The following is a 19,021-nucleotide window of genomic DNA, read 5'->3' on the forward strand; positions in this document are numbered from 1 at the left end:
AAATACTCCTCACAAGCTTTTTCTAAAAGGACAGCTATGCAAGCTTATCAGAAAGAATTTATCCGTTTTGCTATTGAGCGCGGTGTTTTGCGTTTTGGTGAATTTACCTTGAAGTCAGGTCGAGTGAGTCCTTATTTCTTCAATGCGGGTTTGTTTAATTCAGGTATGGCGTTGTCCAAGTTGGGTCAGTTTTATGCTCAGGCTTTGCTTGAAAGCGGGGTTGAGTATGACGTGTTGTTTGGGCCTGCATATAAGGGCATTCCTTTGGCGGCTGCAACCGCGATTGCCTTGGCTGAACAGTATCAGCAGGACAAACCTTGGTGCTTTAACCGCAAGGAAGCTAAAGCGCATGGCGAAGGCGGCACATTAGTGGGTGCGCCATTGCAGGGACGGGTGATGATTATTGATGATGTAATCACCGCTGGAACTGCAATTCGTGAGGTAATGCAGATTATTGACGGGCAAGCTGCACAGGCTGCTGGCGTATTGATAGCGTTAGATAGGCAAGAGCGTGGCAAGCATGAGCTTTCCGCGATACAAGAAGTAGAACGTGACTTTACTATGCCGGTGATCAGTATTGTGTCGCTTAAACAGGTATTAGAATATTTAGCCAAGGATGCAGAACTGAAAAAGTATTTGCCTGCAGTTGAGCGTTATCGAGAACAGTATGGTGTTGTCTAAGCCTTGACGGCATATTTTGGCTAGGGAGTGATGACATGAGGCTAAGAAAGCTTATAGGGGTTTCCATATTTGCATTGGGTGTGCCGTTCTGTGCGCAAGCCGTGGAGTATTACAGATATGTAGATGATAACGGCATCACTGTTATCAGCCGCCAGGGTGTGCCGCCTAACTATATTGGTAAGGGTTATGACGTTTTAAATGAACGCGGACGCGTGATTCGTACAGTCCCTCGTGCACCTACCGCTGAAGAGCATCAACGGATGCAAGAAGCCAAGCAGCAAGAGCAATACGATCGCCATCTGTTACGCCTGTATAGCACACCGGAAGATGTCGAACGTGCACGTGATCGTAAGCTGGTAGAAATCGATGGATTGATTGCTTTGGTGCGTGGCAACCTACATTCAGTAACATCCAACAAAGCGCAATTGTTGAGCAAAGCTGCTAATATGGAGCGTTCTGGGAAAAAAGTACCAGAGGATGTTTTGCAAGAAATTGATAAGCACGAAACAACTGAAACAAAATATTTACGAGATATTGAGCAGTACACAGAGCAAAAAGCAGACATTGAGCGGGATTTTGCGCAAGACAAGCAGCGCATTATGCAGTTGTTAGGCAAAAAATAAGTCTAAAAAAAATTGAGTCTTAACTCGAAATAACTTACCCTTCCCTGCCTTTTTGCAAAAAAGAGTGCCTTTTCGGAGTAGTTCCGAGTTGTGTGGGAAATTCCCATGTATTTGGCGCGCTAGGCAAACAGAAGTTGCCTAGGCCACATTTTTTACCTGACTTTCAGGTAATTGTCTTCCCTACGGGGGATACCCAATCCAAGCAAGTGCAGCTGTTATAGCTGCTGCAGGTTTTCTGTAATGCACTTGCGTAGAGTGGAGAGTACCCATGAATCAAGCTATAAAAATAATAGCCTCAGATGAGGCATTGACGAAAAACACAAAATTTCAAGTATATACTGAGCGGCAACTGGACAAGATTAAACCGCTACAAAAATTAACAGAAGAACAACGCTTTGAAATGCGTGTTGTTGCCAACGTACTGCCTTTTCGAGTGAACCAGTACGTAATTGATGAGTTGATTGATTGGAGCGATATACCTAACGACCCGATTTTTCAACTGACCTTCCCGCAGCGTGGCATGCTGTATCCCGAGGATTATCAGCGCATGGCTGATGCCCTACAGCGCGATGCAGAGCGCAGTGAAATCAGCGTCATTGCTAACGAAATCCGCCAGAAGCTCAATCCGCACCCAGCGGGTCAGCAAGAAATGAATGTGCCTACTTTGGATGGTGAGCCACTGCCGGGCATGCAGCACAAATACCGTGAAACCGTACTGTTTTTCCCCAGTCAGGGTCAGGTGTGTCATAGCTACTGTACCTTCTGTTTCCGCTGGGCGCAGTTTATCGGTGATAAAGAGCTTCGCTTTGCCAGTAACGAAGCGGGTAGTCTGCATGCTTATTTGGCACAGAATAAAGATGTCACTGATGTGTTAATTACCGGTGGCGACCCCATGGTGATGAAAACCCATCACTTAAAAGGTTATTTGGATGGCATGCTGCATCCGTCACTTGATCATGTGCAAAGTATCCGTATTGGTACTAAGTCACTGACTTTCTGGCCGCAGCGTTATGTCACCGATCCGGATGCCGATGAATTGCTAGCACTGTTCGAGCGTTTGGTTAAAGGTGGTAAGCATGTGGCTTTGATGGCGCACTTTAACCATTGGCGTGAGATGGAAACCCCTATCGTGCGTGAAGCGATTCGCCGTATTCGCGATACAGGCGTGGTAATTCGTGCACAAGCACCGGTAGTAAAGCACATTAACGATGACCCAGCCGTGTGGGCGCGCATGTGGGATACCCAAGTTCGCTTAGGAATTATTCCGTACTATATGTTTGTTGAGCGTGATACAGGGGCGAAACGTTACTTTGAAGTGCCTTTGATACGTACCTACGAGATTTACCGTGAGGCGATTAAGCAGGTGTCTGGTTTGGCGCGTACTGCACGTGGACCTTCCATGAGTGCTGGGCCGGGTAAGGTTGAAATTCAAGGCGTAGTGGAAATCGCTGGCGAAAAAGTGTTTGCTTTACGCTTTATTCAGGGTCGTAATCCGGACTGGGTGCAGCGTATTTTCTTTGCTAAATATGACGAGAATGCAACTTGGTTTGATGATTTAAAGCCGGCTCTGGGTGAAGATAAGTTTTTCTTTAGCGATGAGTACGATGCGATGCAAGCCGTGGCGTACGACGAATAAATAACGTTTGCGCATAAAAAAGGCCTAGGCAGTATAATAGCTGTCTAGGCTTTTTTGTATTTGGATGGTTTTTATTCGTTGGTGATCAGCGTTCCGACACCGTGATCAGTAAAAATTTCCAACAGAACAGCATTAGGCACGCGACCATCAATAATGTGCGCACTTTGCACGCCCGTTTGTACAGCATCCAGAGCGCAGCGGATTTTCGGTAGCATGCCGCCATAAATAGTGCCGTCAGCAATCAGCTCATCAACCTGTTCGGTGTTTAGACCAGTCAGCACATTACCTTCCTTGTCCATTAAACCGGCAATATCGGTCAGCAACATCAGCTTCTCAGCACAGAGTGCCTCAGCAACCTTACCTGCTACTAAGTCAGCGTTAATGTTATAAGACTCGCCGTTATCACCGACCCCGATGGGGGCAATGACGGGAATAAAGTCACCCTGCACCAGCATGTGCAGCAAATCGGTATTGATGCTGGAAACTTCACCCACCTGACCAATATCGATGATTTCTGGTTTGGTCATGGCGGGGGTTTGTCGGGTTACTTGCAGCTTGCGCGCACGAATTAGGCGTGCGTCCTTACCGGTTAAACCAATAGCGCTACCGCCGTGACTATTAATGAGGTTAACGATGGATTTGTTCACCTGTCCACCGAGTACCATTTCTACTACGTCCATGGTTTGCCCGTCAGTAACACGCATGCCGTCCACAAAACGGCTTTCTATGCTTAGGCGCTTAAGCAGTTCACCAATTTGTGGGCCGCCGCCGTGTACAACTACGGGGTTAATACCCACTGCTTTCATCAGTACAATATCGCGAGCAAAACCGGTTTTAAGTTCTTCGCTTTCCATGGCATGACCGCCATATTTGATGACCAAGGTTTTACCGACAAAGCGACGGATATAGGGCAATGCCTCGGATAGAACTTCGGCAACATGTGCAGCAGCGGCACGGTCTAAGGTCATTTATTTACTCCAAAAACTAAAAAGGCCAAGATAAAGAGGGTTCAATGGCTAACAATTGATTGCGGAAAATTTCAATGACTGCCTGCAACTCTTCTTGGCTGTCACCTTCAAAACGCAGCACCAGCGTGGGGGTAGTATTGGATGCGCGCACTAAGCCCCAGCTTTTTGGGTAGTCAACGCGCACGCCATCTAAGGTGTTTACCTTGCCTTCACCCCATTGGGCAGCGTTTAGTAGCGTGTTAATAATTTTAAATTTGCTGTCATCCGTAACGTCAATGGTTAACTCTGGTGTTGAGTGACTGGTTGGGAATGCGGCGAATATTTGTTCGCTAGTACGAGTATCCATCGCGATGATTTCTAGCAAGCGAGCCGCGCTATATAAACCATCATCAAAACCGTACCAACGCTCTTTGTAGAAAATATGGCCACTCATTTCACCGGCCAATAACGCGCCGGTTTGCTTAAGCTTGGCTTTCATCAGTGAATGACCGGTTTTCCACATTATCGGACGACCCCCATAGCCGCTGATCAGTGCCGGTAAACGGCGCGAGCATTTGACGTCAAAGATGATGTCAGCACCGGGATTGCGTGAAACCACATCTTTAGCCAGTAACATCATTAAACGATCTGCAAAAATAATTTGCCCGGTGTTGGTTACCACGCCAAGGCGGTCGGCGTCGCCATCAAAAGCGATACCTATATCGGCCTGTTGCTGCTGCACCGTCATAATCAGTTGATGCAGGTTTTCTGGCTTGCCGGGATCTGGGTGGTGATTGGGGAAATTCCCATCAACTTCGCAAAATAATGGCACCACTTCACAGCCTAAGCCTTCAAACAACTCCTGCGCGATAACTCCCGCTACGCCATTACCGCAATCGATAACTATTTTTAATGGTTTAGCTAAAGCAACATCACTACAGATACGATCAAGGTAGGCGGGTAGAATATCTAATTGTTCTACACGACCAGAACCCGTTGAGAGATCATGATCTTTAATGCGTTCATACAGCGCAGTGATGCGCTCGTTCGCTAAGGTTTCACCGTCGATAACAATCTTAAAGCCATTATAGTTGGCTGGGTTATGACTGCCGGTCACCATAACCCCAGTCGTCGCTGGCAGCGTGTGGGTGGCAAAATACAGTACGGGCGTAGGCACCATGCCTAAGTCAGTCACCTCACAGCCGGCTTCCACCAGTCCTTGAATCAGTGACTCGCTGAGTTCAGGGCCGGACAGACGACCGTCACGTGCTACAGCAACAGCCGGTTGGCCTTGATTAATGCTTTCTGCACCCACCGCACGACCAATCCAGTAGGCGGTATCACTGGTGAGTGTCTCATCGACAATGCCGCGAATGTCGTAGGCACGAAAGATGCTGCTGACGACGCTTTGCTGCGTTAAGTCGAAGCTGTTATTAGTGGCTTGATTTAAGCCAAACGGATCAAGTTCTTCGTCCAAGATATCGATGTCTAATATTTCATCTTCAACCAAGATACTACTGGTTTGTAAATGATCTTGCGCAAAGCTTGGTTGCGCTGCAGCAGGTTGCTCTTCGCTAAAACTCTCTGCCTGTTCAGATTCGACTGGTGTCGGTGTTGGTTCAGGTGGCTTGGGGGCGGAGGGCTGGCTTCTTTTTTGGGCGGCTGTATGTGAAAGCGAGACTGCTAAGGCTTGCAGTGCAGGGGTGCGTAGCATGTCCGCATTGAAGCTTTTACCCATTTGCCACTCCTGCAGTAACTGACTGAATTGGCGGCAGTCTTTGTCCGTTTGTGTGCGTAAGCCAAAATAGGCAACAAATAACGCAGCCAGACCACTGATTAAGGCAATAGCTAAGGCGCCAGCAGCTAAAATAAAGCCCGTGTTGCTGGTCAAAGACTTGTTTGTTTGAGTAAGAGTTAATGTCCACTGAGGGTGAGCAGTAGTTAGGGTTTTGCTGGTGAAGCTACCAGATACCTGTCCCTTACTGGCAATAGTGAGCTGGGGAGCGTTGGGTAGTTTTTGCTGCAAACTGATTTGCAAGTCGTGGCTACTGAGGTTAGGTAGGGTTTTGCTTAGCAGTGCTGCATCATAGGTAATTAACACTGTACCAATGGCGCGCTTGCTGGTTGGAGCAAGCACGGCAGTGGCTTGATAGATATAACGTTTGTTATCCGCAATAAAAAACTCAGGTGCAGGTTTGTTACCACTTTCAGCGCTGTTGATAAGATCTAAAGCAGCGTAATTGATGGGTGCGGCTCGTTGATTGTCTAAAGCTGCTTGACCGCGCGGACTGATAAACAAATCAACGACGCTGGCTCGATAGCTCAGCTGTTGGGCAAGAATCTGTATGGCTTGTTCGTCCTTGCTATGTAATGCAGCGATTACGGCAGGGTTTTCGGCAATGGCTTGTGCATCGTTGTTAATTAACTCAACGCTTTGTTTGACGCTGGATAAAAAAGCTTCTGTCCAAGCTTGGGTGTATTTTTGCTGCTGTTCATCGAGTGCTTCTGTCTGTGACCAAAGCAATAGGGCGGTGGCACCCGCAATGCCCACTATGCATAAAAATAGGCCTATGAGTAGATGGGTGTTGCTCTGTGGCTTTTTGGTTTTTTCCGGTGCGATAACGTCCGTATTTTGCGTGTCTTTGATCTTGCGCTTAAAGAGCTTCATAGTGTCCCCTTAATTTATGCTTTACCCGTGTGCCCAAAACCACCAGCGCCACGCTCGCTCGTAGCAAATTCTTGTGTGATGGCCAATTCTGCCTGCACAATAGGGACCAAAACAAGCTGGGCAATGCGCTCACCTACATCGATGGTGAACGTGTTTTGTCCTCTGTTCCAGCAAGACACCATCAGCTCGCCTTGGTAATCCGAGTCAATCAGACCGACCAGATTACCCAAAACAATACCGTGTTTATGGCCTAAACCTGAGCGGGGCAGTATCACAGCAGCTAGGCCAGAGTCTTCGATGTAAATCGATAATCCAGTGGGAATCAACTGGGTTTGCCCAGGTTGTAGCTCAAGAGGCTCTTGTACCATAGCGCGCAGATCTAATCCGGCAGAGCCGGGGGTGGCATAACTAGGTAGTGGAAACTCATCGCCAAGGCGTGGGTCGAGGATTTTTGTTTGTAGGTTGTACATGTCCGGTTAGCCCGTTTAAAGTTTTTTGCTAATAAATTCAATTAGTTGCTGTGCTATTTTGCTCTTTGAGGTTTGTGCAAAATGCGTTTGCTTATGTTGGCGATCGATCACTGAGATGGCGTTTTCGTCACTATTAAAGCCGATAGCTGTGTTGGCAACGTCGTTAGCCACTATCAGATCAAGGTTTTTGCTTTTTAGTTTACCGGCAGCATAGTGCAAAATGTTCTGGGTTTCTGCGGCAAAGCCCACACAAAAAGGACGATCACTTCGTTTAGCTAGAGTTGCGAGAATATCTGGGTTACGTATCAGACGTAAAATTAAACCATCATCCGTATCGGTGTCTTTTTTAAGCTTATGTTCGGTATAAATTTCTGGGCGGAAATCAGCCACTGCGGCTGCGGCAATCAGAATATCGCAAGGCATAGCCGCTTCGCAGGCAATTAGCATTTCTTGAGCGCTGGTTACATTGATGCGCTCGACTCGATCGGGAGTCGTTTGTTGTACTGGGCCAGTGACCAAGGTGACGCGTGCGCCGGCTTCCACAGCAGCCTGAGCAATAGAAAAACCCATCTTGCCGGAGCTGTGGTTGGTAATGTAACGCACTGGGTCGATAGCTTCTTGCGTAGGACCTGCGGTAACCAATACGTGCTTGCCAGTTAGAGTCAGACGCTGAAAGTTATCCGCAGCAGCGTGAGCAAGTTCATCAGCCTCGAGCATGCGACCAAAACCAAGATCACCGCAGGCTTGGCTACCCGCAGCAGGGCCAAGAATGCTGTAACCGCGCTTTTGTAAGGCTTGGATATTGTCTTGTGTTGCTTGATCACGCCACATGGCTTGATTCATCGCCGGAGCAATCGCCAGTGGCGCATCGGTGGCAAGAACCAAGGTGGTTAGCAAGTCATTGGCATTGCCCAGCGCAAGCCGAGCGATTAACTCAGCCGTTGCTGGCGCGATCATCACTAAGTCCGCCCAGCGCGCCAGTTCAATATGTCCCATAGCCGCTTCTGCGGCCGTATCGAGCAGATCCAGATGCACCGGGTGGCCAGATAAGGCTTGCAGCGTCAGTGGGGTAATAAATTCGCGTGCCCCGCGCGTCATGACCACGCGCACATCGGCGCCATGATCTTTGAGGCGGCGTACTAGGTCAGCACTTTTATAAGCTGCGATACCGCCGCCAATTCCAAGAATAATTCGTTTGTTAAACAGCCGTTGCATGGTTTTATCTAATAGTTCAGGAAGAAAATGGCAAAGTGAAATTACCGGCCTAAGATAGCATATAAAGTATGAAATGAATGTTGCTGATTAAGGGCTCACTGTTGCTGTATTTGTTGGCGCTGCTGTTGGAGCGCAACTCTACGTGTGATTGGAGCTATACAGGGGTTCAGGGTTGATTTACGAAAAGGCTGTTGTGACATTCGCAAGCGCATAATGCATTTAATCGCAAAGGAGTGTGATAATGAGTATAAAGCTATGGCCTGAACAGGAACGTCCACGTGAGAAGCTGCTTGCCCATGGTTCGGTGGCTCTATCAGATGCAGAATTGCTGGCTATTTTTTTACGTACCGGCGTGCGGGGCTGTAGCGCAGTTGAGTTAGCGCGCAGGCTTTTGGCCGAGTTTGGTGGCTTAAGGCAGTTGCTAGAAGCCGATATTGATGAATTCACGCAGCACATGGGCTTAGGGCCGGCTAAGTACGCACAGTTACAAGCAGTGCTGGAAATGGGACGACGCCACCTTGCTGCCACCATTGCGCGCGAGTCAGCACTGGAAAGCCCGCAGGCGGTGAGGGATTTTCTTAAAGCGAAGTTGCGCCATGAGCCCCACGAGGTGTTTGCCTGCTTATTTATGGATACCAAGCATCGAGTTTTGGCCTTTGAAGTGTTGTTTTACGGCACGATTGACGGTGCTAGCGTGTATCCACGTCAAGTCGTAAAGCGCGCACTGGCGCATAATGCGGCAGCACTTATTCTGACTCATAACCACCCATCTGGAGTATCTGAGCCCAGTCAGGCGGATAAAATTCTGACCGAGCGTTTAAAAGAGGCGTTGGCGCTGATTGATGTGCGCATTCTGGACCATTTTATTGTGGGTGACGGTGAACCTTTATCTATGGTAGAGCACGGCTGGATGTAAGCAGCTAACTAGTACTGCTCATCACCATAGTCAGAAGATAAATCGTTAAGGTCAGGCTCGCCGGGAATGCTGTGTTCTTCGTTAGCCCAAGCGCCAAAATCAATTAGTTTGCAGCGTTCACTACAAAAAGGGCGATGCGGGTTGTCTGTGCTCCAGACCACTTGTTTCTCGCATTTTGGACAAGCGACACTCAGTGGCTTAGTCATGAGGGTTCTCCAGAAGCTGTAAATATTTTTTGTGCAATTGAGCGACCTGCAGTTCGAGTTCGTTTAGGTTGCCATGATTGGATAAAATGTCGTCCGCATAGCCTAAGCGTTGTTCGCGTGGCATTTGTGCGGCCAGAATAGCCTGCACTTGCTCTGTACTCACCTTGTCGCGGGCTAGCGTACGCTCAACCTGTATGTGGGTTGGCACGTCGACCACAATGACGCGCTCCACTCTTTGATGCTGGCCTGATTCTATCAGTAGGGGCGAAACCAGCAAGGCGTAGGCTGAGCGTGCCTGCGCAAGGCTTTCTTCAATGGCCTGACGAATCAAGGGATGTAATAACTGCTCCACCCACAGGCGCTGCTCGGCATCAGTGAAAATAAGCTCGCGTAATGCAGCTCTATTAAGACTGCTGTCAGCATGCAGTATTTTTTCGCCGAAGTGATTGACCAAAGCCTGCAGCGCCGGTTGACCTGACTCGACCACCCAGCGTGCGGCATCATCAGCATCTACTGTATGGATCCCAAGCTTGGCAAAAGCCTTGGCTGCCGCGCTTTTACCGCTGCCAATCCCGCCGGTTAAACCTATCACCCAAGGTGCTTGCATAGTTGTCTCTCAGTATTAATAGGCGACACAATACAAAAATATGACAGCAGGGTCACGTCTTGCTGATATTTTGTGCGCAATCACTGTCTTCTGCGATGCAATAAAGTATTCTTAGTCACGAAAAATAACGCCTAAGACGTTTTACTTAACCGGGAAATCATTATGCGTAGTTACCGTAAATTCTTACCTATTTTCTTTGCTGTGTTCTTGCACATACCGCTAACTAGTGCTGCAGAGTCGCCTGTGCTCGAAGGCAATGAACGCCAGCAGTATCTTGACTCAATCATGCGGTTGCAAGCCATTCAGGATGAACGTAGCGCTCTGATAGCGCAGATAAATTTGCTGCTAAAAGAGCATGCACTGCTGTCGGGTTATCAGGTCGGCTATCGCAATCCACAAGACATAGTTTACAGCATAAGCGTGGTAAAGCATGGTGAGTTATCGATTCGCGAACAGACGCGTACCGTGCAAACAGGGCAGCTGCAAGTGCGTTCGCGCACCATTAATGTATTTGGTATGAGCTCATCCTTTGGTTACGACTGTTTTGCTAACAAGGTTGACTGCATCATCACGCACTCAAGCAGTTCAACACCGCTATTGCGCATTGCTCGGCAGCCCAATATTGCTCAAGAGCTTGCCCAAGCCTTGTCCTATCTTGTGCGTGATATGCAGCGCAGTTAAGCATGCCAAAAATTAAGGAGAAACACATAAAACGAGGAGCAGTGCTGGCGCTGTTTTTTATTGTGTCCGGGGTGTTGAATGTTGCCCATGCCCAGCCGTGTGAAGCTATTGCAACGCTGCAACGCATCGAAGGAATCGTTAAAGTGCAGCCCGCGCAGGCTGCATTTCCTTTGCGCGATTTACAAATTCCCCATGGGTTATGTGCCGGCGATAAGGTTTTTACGCTAACCAATGGTAAGGCCTTAATTATTTATGACGCAGGCGAGCTGGTGCTGGATAACAGCAGCAAAGTAACCATTATTCAGGCGCAACAATTGAATCTGGATGAAGGCAGCGCAGTGTTTGAAGTGCAGCGCCAAGCTAAAGAACAAGAGCTGCAGGCGCATACGCCTTTAATAGTGATTGGTGTCAAAGGCACAAGGTTTTTATTGACCAGTCAAGACAAAAACACTCAAGTGGCACTGATTCGCGGTTTGATTGAGGTGCAGCGCCAAGACAAGCAGGAAATGGCGTATTACCAAACCAAACCGAACTCTGACGTGTTGGAGCTTAGCGAACAAGAACGCCTTGAGTTTGAGCGGTTTGTTAAAAGCCGTGGACAGGAGTTTGCTCAGTTCGCCGAGCAGCGTCGTGGCGAGTTCTCCGCTTTTGTCCACGCCATTGCTCTGCAAGAGGGTTTGCAGCTATCACTGAGTGAGCGCGATGCAAAAAACATTGCCCTTGAGGCGCCCATCAGCGACGAGCTTGAGCAGCAACACAACGAACTGGCGCAATGGTTGAATTAAAGCAACTGCTGCGTGGCAAGCTGGTTTTATATGGGTTGGCGTTTCTCTTACTGCTGCTGGTGTATGCGGTTGCACAAAACCCTCGACCTCTGGTGCAGTCATTGGCGGGTGAGCTATCCGATGTCTATTACAGCTTCAATTCGCGTCAGCCCCCGCCTGAGCTGGTGTTTCTTGAAATTGAAAATGATAGTGTTCGCCAGTTTGGGCGTTGGCCATGGCAGCGCAAGATTTTGGCTGAAGGGTTGCAGCGTTTAGAGCAGGCTGAAGTGATCGGGCTGGATATGCTGTTCTCTGAGGCGACTAGAGCACGTCACGATTTAGCACTTACGCAAACCTTGGCGCAATTGCCGGTTATTGGCGGGCTGTTTCTTAATGGACCGATGAGTTCTGCGCTGGATAAGGCGGCTTGGAACACCTTGGCTGACTCGGCTTTATTAGGTGCTCAGCATAGCGGCCTTATTGCTAGCGAGCGTATTGAATTGCCGACGCAGCACATTCGCGAGGCGCTGCCGTTATTAGCGGCGCTAAATATCACTGCCGATGAGGATCAGCTGTTTCGCCATTACCCTGTTGCGTTTCAAGTGCATGATTTGGTGTTGCCTAATCTGGCGGTGCAAATGTGGCGCTTAGCCAAGCAGCAAGATGTGCAGCTTAGCGCCGAGCATGCATCGCTAGGCGCACAGCATTTACCCGTGGATGCGCAAGCGCGACTGCGTTTGAATTTTTACTCTACCGACAGCTGGCAGCGCATAACCTTTGCTGAATTGATGCAAGACGACTGGCAGGCAGAGCGTGTTGCCGGACGCATTGTGCTCGTGGGTATTAGCGAGGCGGGTGTCACTGATATTCGTGCCACTCCATTAGGGCAAATTCCCGGTCCGTTGATACACCTAACCTTGCTGGGGAATTTATTAGATGGCAGTTTGTTGACGCCAATTAATGGGCTGCAGCTGTTTTCTTTGATGTGTGTGAGCCTGTTAATAGGTATCTGGACATGGCAATTGAGTTTGCCCGTAATCAGAATTGCAGTGTGGGGTTTGCAGGCGGTTGTTCTATGTGTGCTGGGTTTGGTGGCGTACAAGTATTTTAATCTATGGTTGGAAGTGTTTTATCCAATCGTTCTGCTGTTTTTGTGGTTGGTGCTGGGCGAGGCTTGGCTATTTAGAATCAATACAGCAGAGACGCGGTATCTGCGTAATGCTTTTAGTAGTTATGTGGCGCCCACCTTGGTGAATAAACTGGTGCAGCGGGGTGAGGATTTGCATTTGGGCGGTCAGCGCCAGCAAATAACCGCTTTGTTCACGGATTTGCGCGACTTTACCCCGACCACCGAAGCGCTGGATACTGAGGTGTTGGTACAACACCTTAATGCGTATTTTGGTTTAATGATTAACCGATTGCATCGCTATCAGGGCACGCTGGACAAGTTAATCGGTGATGCAGTGATGGCGCTGTTTAATGCGCCCTTAGCTGATGAGGACCATGCTTATCATGCCTGCCTAGCTGCTGCTGCCATGATGCAAGCGTTAGAGAAGTTTAATCGCCGCTGGCCCGATGACCCGATACGCCAGCTACGCATGGGTGTCGGTATCAATACCGGCGAAGCCATTGTCGGCAATATCGGCGCGGCTGGGCGTTTTAACTACACAGCCATAGGTGATGCCGTTAATATTGCTGCACGTTTAGAAAGCGCGACCAAGGAAGTGCAGCAACAGTGGCAGCAACTGCCAGCAGCGCAGCGTCCTTGTCAGCGAGTTGATATCCTTATTGGTGAAGCCACCTATGATGCGGTTAAAGATAGGTTGCCTTGTTATCCCATCGAAGGTTTAGTCCTGAAAGGTAAAAGTCAGCCTTTGCCCGCTTGGGTATTAGATTGGCAAAAGATGGTGCGGGACTCTGTTTTATAATCTGTAGTGTTCATGAATCAATCACCTAGAAATCAATCCTTTCTAACGCGCTGGCAAGCAGTCTTATTGGATGCGTGGCAGCACGACCAGACGCGTAAACGCCTGTGGGCGTTAGCCATTCCCATGATTCTCAGCAACCTGTCGGTGCCTATGGTGTCGCTGGTGGATACTGCAGTGATTGGGCGTTTGCCCCATGCCTATCAATTGGGTGCGGTGGCAGTGGGCGCAAGTCTCTATACCTTGCTGGTGTGGGTCTGTGGTTTTTTGCGTATGGCCTGTACCGGCTTTACCGCGCAGGCAGCGGGACAAAAAGACTTTGCACTGTTGCGGCTGATTCTGTGGCAAAGCCTGATTTTGGCCATGCTGCTTACTGTGCTGCTCGTGGCTGGCGCAACATCCTTAACCGACGCGGCGCTGCAGTTAATGAATGCCAGTCCTGATTTGCATGCTACAGCGCGCGAGTATTTTCAGATTCGCTTATGGGGTTTGCCAGCGGCTTTGTTAATGCATGTGCTAGCCGGTTGGTTGTTGGGTGTGCAGAACGCACGGGCTGCTTTGTGGATGTTGTTAGCGGCGAACCTGACTAACGTAGCTTTGGATATTTATTTTGTGCTGGGCTTGCACTGGGAAGTAGCGGGTGCAGCGCGGGCTTCCGTGATAGCCGAATGGCTGGGTGCGATAACGGGCTTGTTTTTGGCGGCAAGGTATTTACGCGCTCATCCCGCGGTGACGGTTTGGGGGCGATTGCTCAGCTGGTTGCAGTGGCGTCCTTTGCTGGCGGCCAATCGAGATATTTTACTGCGCAGTTTGGCGCTGCAGGCGGTGTTTTTTATGGTCACAGTGCAGGGTACGCGTTTGGGCGACAGCGTCGTGGCTGCTAATGCTTTATTGCTTAATGGCTTGATGCTGACTGCCTTTGCGCTGGATGGTTTAGCTCATGCTTTGGAGGCGTTAACCGGACATGCATTAGGCGCGCGCGATGGGTTGGCGCTAAGGCGGGCGTTATTGTTGACCTTGCTTTATTCGTTGCTGGCGAGTCTGGGTTTTGCGCTGCTGTTTATGTTGTTCGGTGAGTATTTTGTCGCGCTGCAAACCAGCATGGCGCAAGTGCGGGCAATAGCGAAAGAGTACTTGCCGTATTTGGCGTTATTGCCGTTGATTACGGTATGGAGCTATGTGCTGGATGGTTTGTTTATTGGGGCGAGTAAAACCCGAGAGATGCGCAATGCCATGTTGCTAGCGGTGCTGCTCTGTGCGCCTGCGGCTTGGCTGTTACAGCCTTTGGGTAATCACGGCTTATGGTTGGCGTTTTTGGGCTTTATGCTGGTACGGGCGTTGTGTTTGCTGCCCGCGACTAAGCGGTTGTTGCTGGCTGCTGCTTAAGTTGTGGTTTAAGTTCGTACATAAAAAAACAGGCGCACGAAGCGCCTGTTTTTCGGAGGGTTAGGTTCAGATTAGAACTTGTAACCGATACCTGCCATGTAAACCCATGGTTTAACATCTACGTTTACTTTGGCGCGAACAGGAACACCAAGATCAACATTATTCACGTAAGCTGTGGTGTCAATATCAATGTAACGAACTTGGGCGTTCAGCATAATGTTGTCGGTGAGCATATAGTCAGCGCCAATCTGCGCTGCCCAACCCCAAGAGTTATTTACACGAAGATTTCTATAACCATTGCTTTTAGCACTGCTACTTACTTTTTCATCAAAGAACCAAGTGTAGTTAATACCGGCACCAACGTAGGGCTGGAAAGCCGAGCCGCTAGCCATTGGGTAGTAAACAGCACTTAGGGTCGGAGGTAAGTGCTTTAAAGTACCTAGCTTACCGTCAGCAATACCACCTAACCCTGTTCCTTTCCCTTTAACTTCATGCTTGAACGGGGTGGCAGCTAATAACTCAACACCAATGTTGTCAGTAATCATATAGGCAAGGTTTAAACCAAGCTGAGTGTCATTGTTGAGCGTAGCTTTACCGCCTAGATTGGTGCCACCAAGTGGGCCGCGATCAATTTTTACGCCCGAAGTGCTCTCGTTAGTTGACACATGCACCGCACCAGCACGAACCAAGATGTCGCCCGCTTGGTGAGCGTAGGCTGAAGGTGCAGCAACCGCTGCAGCTAATAAAGAAGTTGCTAATAGTGTTTTGCGCATAATGTTCTCCATAATGCATTTCGTTGTGTGTGAGTGTCGCTAAGTGTCAGATAAGTTGTCGAGTGAGCTTTTGATGCATGTCAACAAATGCTTTAGTTGCATGCGAGCAGCAACTGGCTAGATATTTGCGTGCTATGTGGGCTCATAAATAATGCGGGCGGTATTCTAGACGGTATCTTTAGACTGTAAATCTATGCTATTCAATAATAGGCATTGGTTCACAGGCTGAGTAGTAAAAATGAGACTTCTCTGTGTTTATGTAGGGCATGCAGCGATCTAAAAGCAGCAAAATATTTACTAAAGCGTTAAACTGTCAGCACAATTTTTCACACTGAGGCCGGTTATGTCTTCTCGCACAAGTCTAAGTCGTTTTCTTATTGAGCAAACACGCTCGCACCAAACACCCGCTGAATTACGTTTTTTGATCGAGGTTGTTGCGCGCGCCTGTAAAATGATTAACCACCAAGTATCTAAGGGTGCGCTGGGTGGAGTACTGGGTAGTCTGACCTCGGAAAACATTCAGGGTGAAATACAGAAAAAACTCGATGTGCTGTCCAATGAGATTCTGTTGGAAGCTAACGAGTGGGGCGGTCACTTGGCTGCTATGGCTTCTGAAGAAATGGATGAGCCGTATCAGATTCCCGGTTGTTTCCCTAAAGGCTCTTACTTGCTGGTGTTTGACCCACTGGATGGTTCGAGCAACATTGATGTGAACGTCTCTGTAGGAACCATCTTCTCGGTACTTACCTGTCCAGAGCGTGAAGATATTTGTGGTGACTTGGCAGATGACGCGTTTTTGCAGTCAGGCTCGAAGCAAGTCGCCGCCGGTTATGCCATCTATGGACCACAAACCATGCTGGTACTAACGCTTGGTAATGGCGTTAAAGGTTTTACGCTAGATACCGAGTTGGGCTCGTTTATTCTGACCCACGACAATATGCAAATTCCTGAGCAAACTGCAGAGTTTGCCTTGAATATGTCGAACGAGCGTCATTGGCAACCGCCGGTGAAACGCTATGTGGATGAAATGCGTGCCGGTGAAGAAGGGCCGCTAGGAAAAAACTACAATATGCGCTGGATTGCCGCCATGGTTACTGATGTGCACCGTATTTTGGTGCGCGGTGGTATATTTATGTATCCGTGGGATAAGCGTGAGCCAGATAAGCCCGGTAAATTGCGCTTGATGTACGAAGCTAACCCTATGGCGATGATTGTCGAGCAGGCCGGTGGTGCAGCTACAAACGGCTATGAGCGCATTATGGACATTGAGCCTAGCACTTTGCATGAGCGCGTAGCGGTTTACATGGGCTCTAAAGAAGAAGTGGAGCGCATTACCCAGTACCACCTTGAGTGGGCACCGGAAAACCCGGATCTCATTAAGTAATGAAAGCTTTGCTGCAACGCGTGTCCAGCGCCAAAGTAGAGGTAGCTGGGCGCGTGGTGGGTGAAATAGACCAAGGACTGTTGGTGCTGGTGGGTATAGAGCCGCAAGACGGTACTGAGCAATTGCAAAAAATGCTCAAAAAACTGTTTAATTACCGTGTGTTTGCTGATGAACAAGGGCGAATGAATTTATCAGTCAAAGATATTCAAGGTGGTGTGTTGCTGGTTTCTCAGTTTACCTTGGCGGCTGATACAGGCAGCGGCTTGCGTCCTGGGTTTTCTACGGCAGCAGCACCTGAGCAAGCAGAGCGTTTGTTTGCTGAGTTAGTGACTATGGCGAAAGCGGCACACGCTCATATCGAAACAGGTGAGTTTGGTGCCAATATGCAAGTCAGTTTAACCAATGATGGACCGGTCACTTTCTTGCTGGAAGTCTGAACGGCGAATTTTCTTTTGCCTACACCCTAAAACTTTAACAACAGCTGCTCTAAGCTTAACCAAGCACTGCCCGGTGCTTGGCCTTTGGCTTGCTCATCAATAAGCTGCGCATCTTGCAGTAGCTTTTGCCAATGCTGGGCTGGATGACGTTGTAAGGCTTTTTGGATAATGGGCTTGCGTGAAGCAGGCCAGACTCTATTGGTCACTTGCTGCATAGATTGGCCTTGCTCAATTTGCGCCGCAAACAAGCTGAGTTGACGAATATCTCGTGCTAAGGCCCATAAGATAACCGGCACTTCATTGCCCTCGGCGCGCAGACCGCTAAGGATACGCAAACTGCGCGGGGTGTCACTTGCCAAAGCCGCATCCACAAGGGTGAAAATATCATAACGGGCGCTGTCGGCAATTGCATTTTGCACCGTGGCGCTATCCAAATGCTTGGCATCGGTAAGTAAAGTGAGCTTTTCAATTTCCTGCGCGGCGGCCAGTAAGTTTCCTTCAACGCGGTCGCTGATCAGTTCTAAAACCTCTGTGTCAGCACTCAAGCCTTTTTGTTTTAGGCGCTGGTTAAGCCATTGCGGAAGCTGTTCTGGGGTAATCACTGGGATTTGCACAAAGCCGCAGAGTGGGCTGTCTTGTAGGGCTTTGGCCCACTTGGTTCGTAGTGTGTTGCCATCTAAACGCGGCAGGCTAATCAGCAGCACAGTATCTTCTGCAGGTCGTGCTAAGTACTCTTGCAGCACAAGAGCGCCTTGGTCGCCGGGTTTGCCGGAAGGGATGCGTACTTCTAAAATGCGCTTTTCGGCAAAGAGTGACAGTGTAGCGCTGGCCTCGCGTAGCTGGTTCCAGTTAAAGCTGCGCTCAACGCTAAAAACCTGTCGTTCTGTATAGCCCTGCGCGCGGCAGGCTTGGCGCACGGTATCGCTGGCCTCTTGTTGCAGCAAAGGGTCGTCGCTGCTGATGAGGTAAACGGGCAGTAATTGTTTTTTTAACTGCCCGCTTAGTTTTTCTGGATAAAGGCGCATGGGCTAATTTAATTGGCTAAGGGTTCAAGATTTAGCTCTTGTTGCAAGCGATCTAGTTCTTGCTGTTTTGCCTCAGCGTCTGCATCGGCTCGTGCCTGTGCGGTGGTTCTTAGTGCTTCGAGCTGTTCAGGTTTGATGGCTTGCAAGCGCATCATCAGCTGCATAACTAGCTCATTACGCATTTCGTTGCGTAACAGCGTTGCTTCTTCGTTGGAGGCGGAAACATGGTTTTGGTTAAAGGATAAAACGCGCTGTACTTCGGCGGTGCCGGTCATTAAATCAGGCAAGTCGCCAGCACGAATAGCGTAGTCAACCGAGCTGGTGAGCATGTGTTCAGCACTGCGTGTACCAGCGGTATAGCTGACCACGCGTTGTGTATGTTGCTCACGCTGCAAATAAAGCGTGAAAGGTGCTGTTGCGTTTAGTTCAACACCCTGAGCTTCAAGGCGCGACTCTAAGGCTTTGGCCAGCGGTGCGCGACTGTCTGCGGACTTAAACTGCAGTTCTTGCAATGCAAAATCAAAACTACCCATGCCGCGCAGATGAAAACCGCAGGCGGTAAGCAGAAGGGTGAGCGCTATGGTGGCTAAGTGTTGGATGCGCATAGAGTACCTAGAGTGTTGAGGAGTAAAAAATGAGTGTTATTTGCAGGAGTGGCGTCTTGTGACTGAGGTGGA

The 19,021-nt window shown here is 49.1% G+C and carries 19 protein-coding genes; 10 read left to right on the forward strand and 9 right to left on the reverse strand.

Annotated elements, in window-relative coordinates:
- Positions 1 to 36: 36 nt before the first annotated feature.
- From pyrE to QEZ41_RS10880, 3 genes are all read left to right on the forward strand, one after another.
- On the forward strand, positions 37 to 681 hold the full coding sequence (pyrE, locus tag QEZ41_RS10870) for an orotate phosphoribosyltransferase (protein WP_289411601.1): 645 nt from the start codon (positions 37 to 39) through the stop codon (positions 679 to 681).
- A 35-nt stretch (positions 682 to 716) separates the two neighbouring features.
- Positions 717 to 1,304, forward strand: a complete 588-nt coding sequence (locus QEZ41_RS10875) for a DUF4124 domain-containing protein (RefSeq protein WP_289411603.1) — start codon at positions 717 to 719, stop codon at positions 1,302 to 1,304.
- 268 nt (positions 1,305 to 1,572) lie between these two features.
- Entirely contained in the window at positions 1,573 to 2,940 is a 1,368-nt protein-coding gene (locus QEZ41_RS10880; protein WP_289411604.1) for a KamA family radical SAM protein, read from the forward strand.
- Positions 2,941 to 3,011: 71 nt separating this feature from the next.
- Here QEZ41_RS10880 and argB read toward each other — a convergent pair whose 3' ends face one another.
- From argB to coaBC, 4 genes are read right to left on the reverse strand one after another with little or no spacing between them, the layout of a single operon-like run.
- The gene (gene argB / locus QEZ41_RS10885; RefSeq protein ID WP_289411606.1) at positions 3,012 to 3,908 is read right to left on the reverse strand and encodes an acetylglutamate kinase; all 897 of its coding nucleotides are present in this window, start codon (positions 3,906 to 3,908) and stop codon (positions 3,012 to 3,014) included.
- A 16-nt stretch (positions 3,909 to 3,924) separates the two neighbouring features.
- On the reverse strand, positions 3,925 to 6,555 hold the full coding sequence (locus QEZ41_RS10890; RefSeq protein WP_289411608.1) for a phosphomannomutase/phosphoglucomutase: 2,631 nt from the start codon (positions 6,553 to 6,555) through the stop codon (positions 3,925 to 3,927).
- Between the two features lie 14 nt (positions 6,556 to 6,569).
- Positions 6,570 to 7,025, reverse strand: a complete 456-nt coding sequence (gene dut / locus QEZ41_RS10895; RefSeq protein WP_289411609.1) for a dUTP diphosphatase — start codon at positions 7,023 to 7,025, stop codon at positions 6,570 to 6,572.
- A 15-nt stretch (positions 7,026 to 7,040) separates the two neighbouring features.
- Entirely contained in the window at positions 7,041 to 8,240 is a 1,200-nt protein-coding gene (coaBC, locus tag QEZ41_RS10900; protein ID WP_289411611.1) for a bifunctional phosphopantothenoylcysteine decarboxylase/phosphopantothenate--cysteine ligase CoaBC, read from the reverse strand.
- Positions 8,241 to 8,481: 241 nt separating this feature from the next.
- Between coaBC and radC the strand changes: the two genes are divergently transcribed.
- A complete protein-coding gene (radC, locus tag QEZ41_RS10905; protein WP_289411613.1) occupies positions 8,482 to 9,156 on the forward strand; it encodes a RadC family protein in 675 nt (224 codons plus the stop codon).
- Between the two features lie 8 nt (positions 9,157 to 9,164).
- On the opposite strand, the gene yacG is transcribed toward radC, so the two are convergent.
- Together yacG and coaE are read right to left on the reverse strand one after the other, a co-directional pair.
- Positions 9,165 to 9,362, reverse strand: a complete 198-nt coding sequence (gene yacG, locus QEZ41_RS10910) for a DNA gyrase inhibitor YacG (RefSeq protein ID WP_289411614.1) — start codon at positions 9,360 to 9,362, stop codon at positions 9,165 to 9,167.
- Positions 9,355 to 9,969 carry a dephospho-CoA kinase gene (coaE, locus tag QEZ41_RS10915; protein WP_289411616.1) on the reverse strand — a complete coding sequence of 205 codons (615 nt, stop codon included), beginning with the start codon at positions 9,967 to 9,969 and terminating at the stop codon, positions 9,355 to 9,357. The genes yacG and coaE overlap by 8 nt, the downstream gene beginning before the upstream one ends.
- A gap of 162 nt (positions 9,970 to 10,131) precedes the next feature.
- Here coaE and QEZ41_RS10920 point away from each other — a divergent pair, with 162 nt between their 5' ends.
- The 4 genes from QEZ41_RS10920 to QEZ41_RS10935 are packed head-to-tail and all read left to right on the forward strand — an operon-like array spanning position 10,132 to position 14,725.
- Positions 10,132 to 10,650 (forward strand): hypothetical protein, encoded by a 519-nt coding sequence (locus QEZ41_RS10920; RefSeq protein ID WP_289411618.1) that lies wholly within the window; start codon positions 10,132 to 10,134, stop codon positions 10,648 to 10,650.
- 2 nt (positions 10,651 to 10,652) lie between these two features.
- Positions 10,653 to 11,435: a FecR domain-containing protein gene (locus QEZ41_RS10925; RefSeq protein ID WP_289411619.1), complete on the forward strand. Its 783-nt coding sequence runs from the start codon at positions 10,653 to 10,655 to the stop codon at positions 11,433 to 11,435.
- A complete protein-coding gene (locus QEZ41_RS10930; RefSeq protein WP_289411621.1) occupies positions 11,423 to 13,342 on the forward strand; it encodes a CHASE2 domain-containing protein in 1,920 nt (639 codons plus the stop codon). The genes QEZ41_RS10925 and QEZ41_RS10930 overlap by 13 nt, the downstream gene beginning before the upstream one ends.
- Before the next feature lie 12 nt (positions 13,343 to 13,354).
- A complete protein-coding gene (locus QEZ41_RS10935; protein WP_289411623.1) occupies positions 13,355 to 14,725 on the forward strand; it encodes an MATE family efflux transporter in 1,371 nt (456 codons plus the stop codon).
- Between the two features lie 71 nt (positions 14,726 to 14,796).
- On the opposite strand, the gene QEZ41_RS10940 is transcribed toward QEZ41_RS10935, so the two are convergent.
- A complete protein-coding gene (locus QEZ41_RS10940; protein ID WP_289411625.1) occupies positions 14,797 to 15,498 on the reverse strand; it encodes an OmpW/AlkL family protein in 702 nt (233 codons plus the stop codon).
- A gap of 343 nt (positions 15,499 to 15,841) precedes the next feature.
- On the opposite strand from QEZ41_RS10940, the gene QEZ41_RS10945 reads away from it, so the two are divergent.
- Together QEZ41_RS10945 and dtd are read left to right on the forward strand one after the other, a co-directional pair.
- Positions 15,842 to 16,882 carry a class 1 fructose-bisphosphatase gene (locus QEZ41_RS10945; protein ID WP_289411627.1) on the forward strand — a complete coding sequence of 347 codons (1,041 nt, stop codon included), beginning with the start codon at positions 15,842 to 15,844 and terminating at the stop codon, positions 16,880 to 16,882.
- Complete coding sequence (gene dtd, locus QEZ41_RS10950; protein ID WP_289411629.1) at positions 16,882 to 17,319, forward strand: D-aminoacyl-tRNA deacylase; 438 nt, start codon at positions 16,882 to 16,884, stop codon at positions 17,317 to 17,319. Before QEZ41_RS10945 ends, dtd begins: the two co-directional genes overlap by 1 nt.
- Before the next feature lie 26 nt (positions 17,320 to 17,345).
- Here dtd and holA read toward each other — a convergent pair whose 3' ends face one another.
- Together holA and QEZ41_RS10960 are read right to left on the reverse strand one after the other, a co-directional pair.
- Positions 17,346 to 18,344 carry a DNA polymerase III subunit delta gene (gene holA / locus QEZ41_RS10955; RefSeq protein ID WP_289411630.1) on the reverse strand — a complete coding sequence of 333 codons (999 nt, stop codon included), beginning with the start codon at positions 18,342 to 18,344 and terminating at the stop codon, positions 17,346 to 17,348.
- A gap of 8 nt (positions 18,345 to 18,352) precedes the next feature.
- Entirely contained in the window at positions 18,353 to 18,949 is a 597-nt protein-coding gene (locus tag QEZ41_RS10960; protein ID WP_289411632.1) for an LPS-assembly lipoprotein LptE, read from the reverse strand.
- Positions 18,950 to 19,021 lie beyond the last annotated feature (72 nt).

The sequence above is a fragment of the Thiopseudomonas acetoxidans genome, from assembly GCF_030362935.1.
Taxonomy (GTDB): domain Bacteria; phylum Pseudomonadota; class Gammaproteobacteria; order Pseudomonadales; family Pseudomonadaceae; genus Thiopseudomonas; species Thiopseudomonas acetoxidans.